The following is an 8,025-nucleotide window of genomic DNA, read 5'->3' as shown; positions in this document are numbered from 1 at the left end:
GTGATCTTCAGCTGGCGCGTTAATCTGGAGCCCTATTAGCCGGTCCCCCCCCCCCCCCCCCCTCAGATATAGCCTATTCCGAACTTCCATCGATAAGCCATTTGCCTGGATTGTCCCCTTACATTCCGCAAAAAATCGGTTAGACTTACCAGATACTTAATATGTTAATGAGATTTTAATTTGACCACGGCAACCCCCACCCTCAACAAACCGCTACCGACCGGTATTCTGCTGGTGCTGACCTGGGCGCTGACGCTGGTGGATACCCTGCAGCTAGCGGATACCCGTGATGCGGCAACGGTTCTGGTGTGGTCTTTTATCGCCATTGAATTTACCCGCATGACCCGCAAGCAGCGCACACCGGTAACCGCGCTGATGGCGGCAGGAGCCGGGTTTGGCATCTGGGCGTGGTGGGAAACCGGCCAGCTGAACCTGATGTCTCTCTTGGATGAGCACATTAAACTGGCGATGCTGCTCACCGCTGTCAGCTTTATCCGGCTGGCGACTAAGGTGCATGCCGGTGGTAAGAACACCGGTTTTAAGAGCTTTGCGGCCACCTTCGGCGGCATGCACCTTTTCTCATCTGTCGCCAACTTCTCCTCTCTTTTTCTGTTTGGCGATCAGGTTCGCAAGACCCAAAGCAACGGTGCTCAGCTGAATCCGCTCTCCTATCGGCTGCTGACCCGTGGCTTTTCTCTGGCGATCTTCTGGTCACCGTTTCTCAGTATGATTCCGCTGATTCTGGAACTGGTACCCGGCGTTGAGATGGGCAAGGTTTACCCCTGGGCGCTGACCATTGTTGCCTTTGGTTTTCTGCTGACCTTGGCCGAAGCTCGCTTGCGCAGCAATGATGAGCTGACCACCTATCAGGGTTATCCCATCACCTTATCGTCCCTGGCGTTGCCGGTGCTGCTGATCGCCACTTTACTGCTGGTTCATCAGCTACTGCCGGATCTGCCGATGCTGGTGGTGATCTCCACCGTGGCCGTGGCCATCCCACTGATCTGGCTTCTGGTGCTGAAAGGTGCCGGTGAAACCACTCAGAAAGTACAGACGCATATCCGCGAGCAGCTGCCCAATACCCGACCGGAGATCTCTCTGTTTCTGGCGGCGGGTTTTCTGGCGGCAGGGGTTAAGGCCTGTATCGCAGCGGGTCTGATTCACTCGCCCTTTGGCGATACCAATGCGCTGGTTGCGGCCAGTGTCATGCTGCTGATCTTTGTTATCTCAAGTCTGGGCATTCACCAGTTTGCACTGGTGGCTATTTTTGCCGGTCTGATGGCCCACAACACGGTGACACCTCACCTGATGGCCATCGCCTACATGATGGGCGTATCACTGGCGATGTCCGGTTCACTGTTCAGCGGCGTAAATATCATCATTCATAATCAATTTAAGGTTCCCAATCGAGCCATGCTTCGGGACAATATGCCCTACTCCATCATCATGTTGCTCTTTGCGACCGGAATCCTCTTTATCATGGAGGCCAACGGTGTTCGCTGAGCCCAAAAAATACGATACAGCCACAGCTGCCCAAACTCAGGAGCACGAGGCTGATCAGGCTAAAAGCCTGCAACGGAAATTTGATCAGATGCGCAAGTTTAACGACTCTATCCCGCTGAAATTACTGAAAGCCCGCGAAACGACCATGTCGTTCTTTCGCCCGATTCTTCAGGAAGCAGGACTGACGGAACAACAGTGGCGGGTGATCCGCGCCCTGAATGAATATGAAGAACTGGAATCCAAACAGCTGGCCGAGCTGTGCTGTATTCTCAGCCCCAGCCTCACCGGTATTATCAACCGGCTGGAAAGTCAGGGTCACCTGAAGCGCCGCAAATCCACCGAGGATCAGCGCCGGGTTCTGATCAGCCTGACCGATCAGGCCAAAGCGCTGTTCAGAGAGCTCAGCCCCCGCCTGGAAGGCCGCTACGCCCACCTGACCAGCCAGCTCTCTCAGGAAAAAATCCAGCAGCTGAATGAACTGCTGACTGAGATTATTGATCTCGAACCCTGACGCTCAGTTAAAACACACATCAGGGTATAACGCACCTCTGGGCGGCCCGGAATCGCGCCGCCTGCATTCCAGCTCAGACAAAACCCTGACCTGACTCAATAGAAAACGCCCCCAAAGCCCGCATCCTGCGTTGACAATAGTTAACATGTTATCTATATTTTTACTTAACATATTAACTTTATCCGTTTCGCTCAGAGAAAGCGCCACGGTGACAGCTTGACATGTTAACGGTTCAGGGGCCGGCAAAATGATCGGTCAGAGCGACCAGTCCTTTCGGGTGATGGTCACAGGCTCTGCCACTAAAACCACTTAGAACAAAAAAAGGTGAAGAAGATGGGTGAAATTACTATTGCCGCTAAGGTGACTCACGTACCGACCATGCTGCTTTCCCAACAGCCCGGTGCTCTGGAAGGTTGCCGCGAACCCGCTATTGAAGGCCACCGCGAACTGGGTCGTCGAGCCCGTGCCGCCGGTGTTGATACCGTTGTCGTTCTGGATACCCACTGGCTGGTGAATGCCGGTTTCCACATTAACAGCAACGAGCTGTTTGAAGGGGTTTATACCAGTCACGAGTTCCCGCACTTTATCCAGAATATGGAATACAAGCATCCGGGCAACCCGGATCTGGGTGATGCGATTGCGGCACGCGCGACCGAAAAGGGCGTTCACACCCTGTCTCATCAGGTTAAGACGCTGGATCTGGAGTACGGCACCCTGGTTCCGCTGCACTTTATGGACCCGGAAGGCCAGTTCAAAGTGGTGTCCATCGCCGCATGGTGCACGGTTCATAACCTGAACGATTCCCGCAAGCTGGGCGAAGCGATTGCTGAAGCGATCCGTGAAAGCGACAGCAAAGTGATGCTGCTGGCATCCGGTTCTCTGTCCCACAAAATCTGGGAAAACGAACTCTACGCTGCCAACAACGGCACCTTCACCATCTCGAAAGAGTTTAACAAGCAGGTGGATCTTCGGGTGATGGATCTGTGGGCGCAGGGTGAATATGACACCTTCCTGAAAATGCTGCCGGACTACGCACTGAAGTGTGCAGGTGAAGGTGGTATGCACGACACCGCTATGCTGTTTGGCGCACTGGGTTGGGATAAGTATGACGGCAAAGCCGAAGTGCTGACGCCATACTTTGAAAGCTCCGGCACTGGTCAGACCAATGTTCAGTTCCACCTGTAAGCGAACACTCCTCAGGTATGAAACCAAGCCCTGAGGTATAAGCCCTTAACCAATACATCCTCAAAGAAGGGTGATCAGGCAAAACGCCTTGAGCGACAAGGCAACCTGCTCCGATTTACTGCAACCATCTGAGCAACCGAAGAAAGAAGAAAGAACATAGAAAAGCTATCCAGTGGGCTAAGGTAACCATTACCGGCCGGTAGCAGAACAACCCCAAAGCTCTGAATAAAGCCAATAATAAAGCACCGATAGCAACAAAGTACTGATAACGACAAAGCGCTAACAACGATAACGAGATCAAACAGCATGACTTTTTCGCTTCAAACACTGCACGAGCTGAGCACCGACTCTGCTCTTACCATGCTCCAGGCCGCGAAACAGAAAGCGGAACAACTGGGTATCAACATCTGCATCTCCGTTGTCGGCCCGCAGGGCATCCCCCTCGCCAGTATTCGTATGAACGGCGCACCTTTGCTTTCAGCAAGCCTCGCTGAAGACAAGGCCTACACCGCCGTCAGTTTCAATCGCGCCACCCATGAGTGGGATGAACGCCTCGCCAGTCAGCCCAAGGTTCAGCAAGCCCTTGGTCAGCGGGATCGTTTCACCATGCTCGGTGGCGGTCTGCCGGTGAATGTTCCGGCAGCGTCCTCATCCGACACAAGTTATGACTCCGACAGCACAGGTTCCCTGACCGCTTCGAGTTTGCTCGTAGGTGCTGTCGGAGTCTCCGGTGGCGCTGTGCATCAGGATATTGAGTGTGCGGAAGCGGCCATTGCCGCTTTGGGCATTTAATTCCTGAAAGAACCGATACACCCTATCTTTTCCGAAAGCTTTAACGACAGCATTTGAACGGCCTACCCTTAATCGCCGTTCTTCAATGACAGAACAACAAAACGACGACGGAGCTCAACACATGCTACAGGCAAGCTACCCTTACTATCTGGCCAACGAGCCGGTTGCACCCAATCAGGATCTGGCAGTCACCAACAAGTACACCGGTGAGATTGCCACCCGCGTTGCCATGGCGGATGTTGACGCCATTGACCGTGCTATCGCCGCGGCTAATGAAGCCACCGATGCCATGCGCAAAATGCCAGCGTTTAAGCGTCAGCAGATTCTGGAACACTGCGTTAAGCGTTTTCAGGAACGCTTTGAAGAGCTGGCTCAGGCGCTGTGCGTTGAAGCCGGTAAGCCGATCAAAGATGCCCGTGGCGAAGTGACCCGCTTGATCGACACCTTCAAAATCGCCGCCGAAGAAGCCACCCGCATCTACGGTGAAGTGATCCCGATGGATATCAGCCCCCGCGCTAACGGTTACAGCGGTCAGTGGAAGCGCGTGCCGATCGGCCCTTGCTCCTTTATCTCGCCCTTTAACTTCCCGCTGAATCTGGCGGCACACAAGGTTGCTCCTGCCATTGCAGCGGGTTGCCCGTTTATTCTGAAGCCTGCCTCCCTGACGCCAATCGGCGCGCTGATCATCGGTGAAGTTCTGGCAGAAACCGATCTGCCAAAAGGTGCTTTCTCTATTCTGCCGTGTCACCGCGATGGCGCAGATCTGTTCACTACCGATGACCGCCTGAAGCTGCTGAGCTTTACCGGTTCTCCGGAGGTTGGCTGGAACCTGAAAGCCAAAGCCGGTAAGAAGCCTGTAGTGCTGGAACTGGGCGGCAACGCAGCCTGTATCGTTGATGAAGGCACCGACCTTGAAGATGCCGTTGCCCGTATCGTATTTGGTGCTTACTACCAGTCGGGTCAGAGCTGCATCTCGGTTCAGCGCATCATGGTGCACGAAAGCCTGTACGATGAAGCCCGCGAGCGCCTGATCAAAGCGGTTGGCGAGCTGGTACACGGTGATCCGGCGGATGAGAACACCTTTATCGGCCCTATGATCTCTGAGAAAGAAGCGGCACGCCTGCACGGCTGGGTTGAAGCGGCAAAAGCTGGCGGTGCTAAGGTTCTGGCCGGTGGTAACTGTGACGGCGCTATGCTGGAAGCGACCCTGCTGGAAGACGTATCCCCGGATATGGATGTCAGCTGTCAGGAAGCCTTCGGCCCTGTGGCGATTCTGTCCAAGTTCAGCGACTACGATGCTGCGCTGGAAGAAGTGAACAACTCTGACTTTGGCCTGCAGGCCGGTATCTTCACCAAGGATATCTACAAAGCGCAGAAAGCCTGGGATGAGCTGGAAGTGGGCGGCGTTGTGATCGGTGACGTACCCTCATGGCGTGTGGATCACATGCCCTATGGCGGCGTGAAAGATTCCGGTATCGGCCGTGAAGGTATCCGCTACGCCATCGAGGACATGACCGAGATCCGCCTGATGGTACTGCGTAATCCAAACCCGTAAGCGGTTCTTCTGAACCCCTAAAGGGCTAACAGCCTAGGGTTAAAACCCTGACCAACAGAGAGCCTTAATGAAAGCAGCCTCCATTCATCCGTCATCCTCCCTGATGACACTCTTGTCAGCCATGGCGCTGACCAGCCCGCTGGCACTGAACCTGTTCGTGCCGGCGATGCCGGATGCTGCCCGTTCTCTGGGTGTTGATATCAACACCATCCAGCTGACCTTCACCAGTTATCTTTTGACACTGGCTGTCGGTCAGCTGATCTCCGGCCCTTTGGCCGACTTTTTTGGCCGACGCCCGGTACTGCTCTGGGGCCTTGCCCTGCATGTGATAGGCAGTGCGCTGGCGGCGGTTGCTCAGGATATTACCTTTCTGGTCGCCGGTCGTGTGCTTCAGGCGTTAGGCGGCAGTACCGCTATGTCGCTGGCACGCACCGTGATTGTCGATCTTTATGGCCGACAGGGCGCTGCCGGAAAGATGGGTTATATGGTGATGGCGATTGCGATCGCCCAGTCCATTGCGCCAACACTGGGGGGCTTTCTGAACCTCTGGTACGGCTGGAATGCGACACTGGTTCTGCCGATTGTGATCGGCAGCACCGTTATGGCGGCCACCTTTAAATGGCTGCCGGAAACCTGCGAACAGAAAAGCGACAACCTGCGTTTAGGTCGCGTATTGGGTCAGTACGGTAGCGTACTCACCTCATCGGAATATCTTGGTTACGCCCTCTCCACCACCTTTATCGCCACCGCCTTTTATATGTTTGTCGGCAGCTCGCCCTATATTGTCGTGGATCAGCTGGGGGGCAACTCCGCTCAGTTCGGCAGCTGGTTTCTGACGGTTTCCCTCGCCTTTATGGCGGGCAGCTTTCTCTCTACCCGCATGGCCAAATGGCTGAATATCGACCGTATGGTGATGCTGGGTAATGGCCTGTCGCTGTTCGGCGCTGGCCTGCTGTTGCTGTTTGCCCTTGAAGGCAAGCTGAGCCTAACCACCCTGTTTTTACCCATGGCGCTGGTGACCTTTGGCCGGGGCTTCAGCCAGCCTAATGCCCAGTCCGGTGCGATTGCCTGCGCCACGGGCTCCGCCGGAACCGCATCCGGCCTGATGGGCTTTATTCAGCTGCTGACCGGCAGCGTGATGGCACAGGTCACCCCCTGGCTGATGCAACAGGGTTTGGTGGTACTGATGAGCTGCATACTGGCCGCTCCCATGCTGGCGATCTGCTGCCACAGCTATTCATGGCGCAGACGGCGTCAGAAGGTCAAAGCGGAAGCCAACATCTGAAGCGACCTTGTTAGTAACAAACAATCCAAGACGTTAAACGAACAACCCTGAAGTACTTTTTAATCTAAAAGTGCTTATTATTTTTAAACGGCATCTCACTGCAACCGATGCCCGGCAAAACCCAAGAGGATAATAACAATGGGAAAACTTGCACTAGCTGCCAAGATTACACACGTACCGTCCATGTATCTGTCCGAACTGGATGGCCCGCGCAAAGGCTGCCGTCAGGCTGCGATTGATGGTCATCTTGAGATTGGCCGCCGCTGCCGAGAGCTGGGCGTAGATACCATCGTGGTATTTGATACCCACTGGCTGGTGAATTCCGGCTACCACATCAACTGCGCCGAGCACTGGGAAGGTAACTACACCAGTGGCGAGCTGCCGCACTTTATCAGCAACATGGAGTACGACCTGAACGGCAACCCTGAGCTGGGTAACCTGCTGGCGAAGGTGTGTAACGAACAGGGCGTGGAGACACTGGCACACGACAGCACCACGCTGGCTCCTGAATACGGTACGCTGGTGCCGATGCGTTATATGAATCAGGACAACCACTTTAAAGTGATCTCAGTATCGGCGCTGTGTACCGTTCACTACCTGAACGACAGCGCACGTCTGGGTTGGGCGATGCGAGAAGCGATCGAAAAACACTACGATGGCACCGTGGCGATTCTGGCCTCCGGCTCGCTGTCACACCGCTTTGCTCAGAACGGACAGGCACCGGACTTCTCCGATAAAGTGTGGAGCCCTATGCTGGAAACACTGGATCACGAAGTAGTGAAAATGTGGGAAAACGCCGAGTGGGATAAGTTCTGCACCATGCTGCCGGAATACGCCATCAAAGGCCACGGCGAAGGCATGATGCACGACACCGCCATGCTGCTGGGGGCACTGGGCTGGTCTGGGTATGACGGCAACGCCGAAGTCCTCACCCCGTACTTTGGTAGCTCCGGCACCGGCCAGATCAACTGCGTATTCCCGGTGACACCGCAGGATGGTAGTAAAGTGCCAGCGCCACAGGCATCCAAACAGGCTGAACTGACTTATGGTGAGAGTCGGGTTTAAGTTTGTTTAAGCCTTGCTAGACGCAAAAAACCGGATCAACTGATCCGGTTTTTTTGGGCTTTAAATTTGTTAACGGAGGGTGTTCATAGTTCTGTGTCACCCATTACTTACAGATCCACGTAACCGTCG

7 protein-coding genes are annotated in these 8,025 nt (G+C 54.7%); all 7 read left to right on the top strand.

Going from position 1 to position 8,025, the window contains the following annotated elements; all coding sequences use genetic code 11:
* Positions 1–180 precede the first annotated feature (180 nt).
* On the top strand, positions 181–1,503 hold the full coding sequence (locus AC4GL5_RS18055; protein WP_490384200.1) for a hypothetical protein: 1,323 nt from the start codon (positions 181–183) through the stop codon (positions 1,501–1,503).
* Positions 1,493–2,014, top strand: coding sequence for a homoprotocatechuate degradation operon regulator HpaR (gene hpaR, locus AC4GL5_RS18050; protein WP_490384199.1), 522 nt, complete (start codon positions 1,493–1,495; stop codon positions 2,012–2,014). Before AC4GL5_RS18055 ends, hpaR begins: the two co-directional genes overlap by 11 nt.
* 333 nt (positions 2,015–2,347) lie before the next feature.
* The gene (gene hpaD / locus AC4GL5_RS18045; protein WP_490384198.1) at positions 2,348–3,199 is read left to right on the top strand and encodes a 3,4-dihydroxyphenylacetate 2,3-dioxygenase; all 852 of its coding nucleotides are present in this window, start codon (positions 2,348–2,350) and stop codon (positions 3,197–3,199) included.
* Positions 3,200–3,505: 306 nt separating this feature from the next.
* The gene (locus AC4GL5_RS18040; protein WP_490384197.1) at positions 3,506–3,991 is read left to right on the top strand and encodes a GlcG/HbpS family heme-binding protein; all 486 of its coding nucleotides are present in this window, start codon (positions 3,506–3,508) and stop codon (positions 3,989–3,991) included.
* Between the two features lie 121 nt (positions 3,992–4,112).
* Positions 4,113–5,546: an aldehyde dehydrogenase family protein gene (locus tag AC4GL5_RS18035; protein ID WP_490384196.1), complete on the top strand. Its 1,434-nt coding sequence runs from the start codon at positions 4,113–4,115 to the stop codon at positions 5,544–5,546.
* 67 nt (positions 5,547–5,613) lie between these two features.
* Positions 5,614–6,831 (top strand): multidrug effflux MFS transporter, encoded by a 1,218-nt coding sequence (locus tag AC4GL5_RS18030; RefSeq protein WP_490384195.1) that lies wholly within the window; start codon positions 5,614–5,616, stop codon positions 6,829–6,831.
* 138 nt (positions 6,832–6,969) lie between these two features.
* Positions 6,970–7,896 carry a 3,4-dihydroxyphenylacetate 2,3-dioxygenase gene (gene hpaD / locus AC4GL5_RS18025; protein ID WP_490384194.1) on the top strand — a complete coding sequence of 309 codons (927 nt, stop codon included), beginning with the start codon at positions 6,970–6,972 and terminating at the stop codon, positions 7,894–7,896.
* The last annotated feature ends 129 nt before the right edge of the window (positions 7,897–8,025 follow it).

Source organism: Oceanospirillum sp., assembly GCF_982874595.1.
Note: the sequence above shows the minus strand (reverse complement) of the source record. Positions and strands in the feature narration are given on the sequence as shown.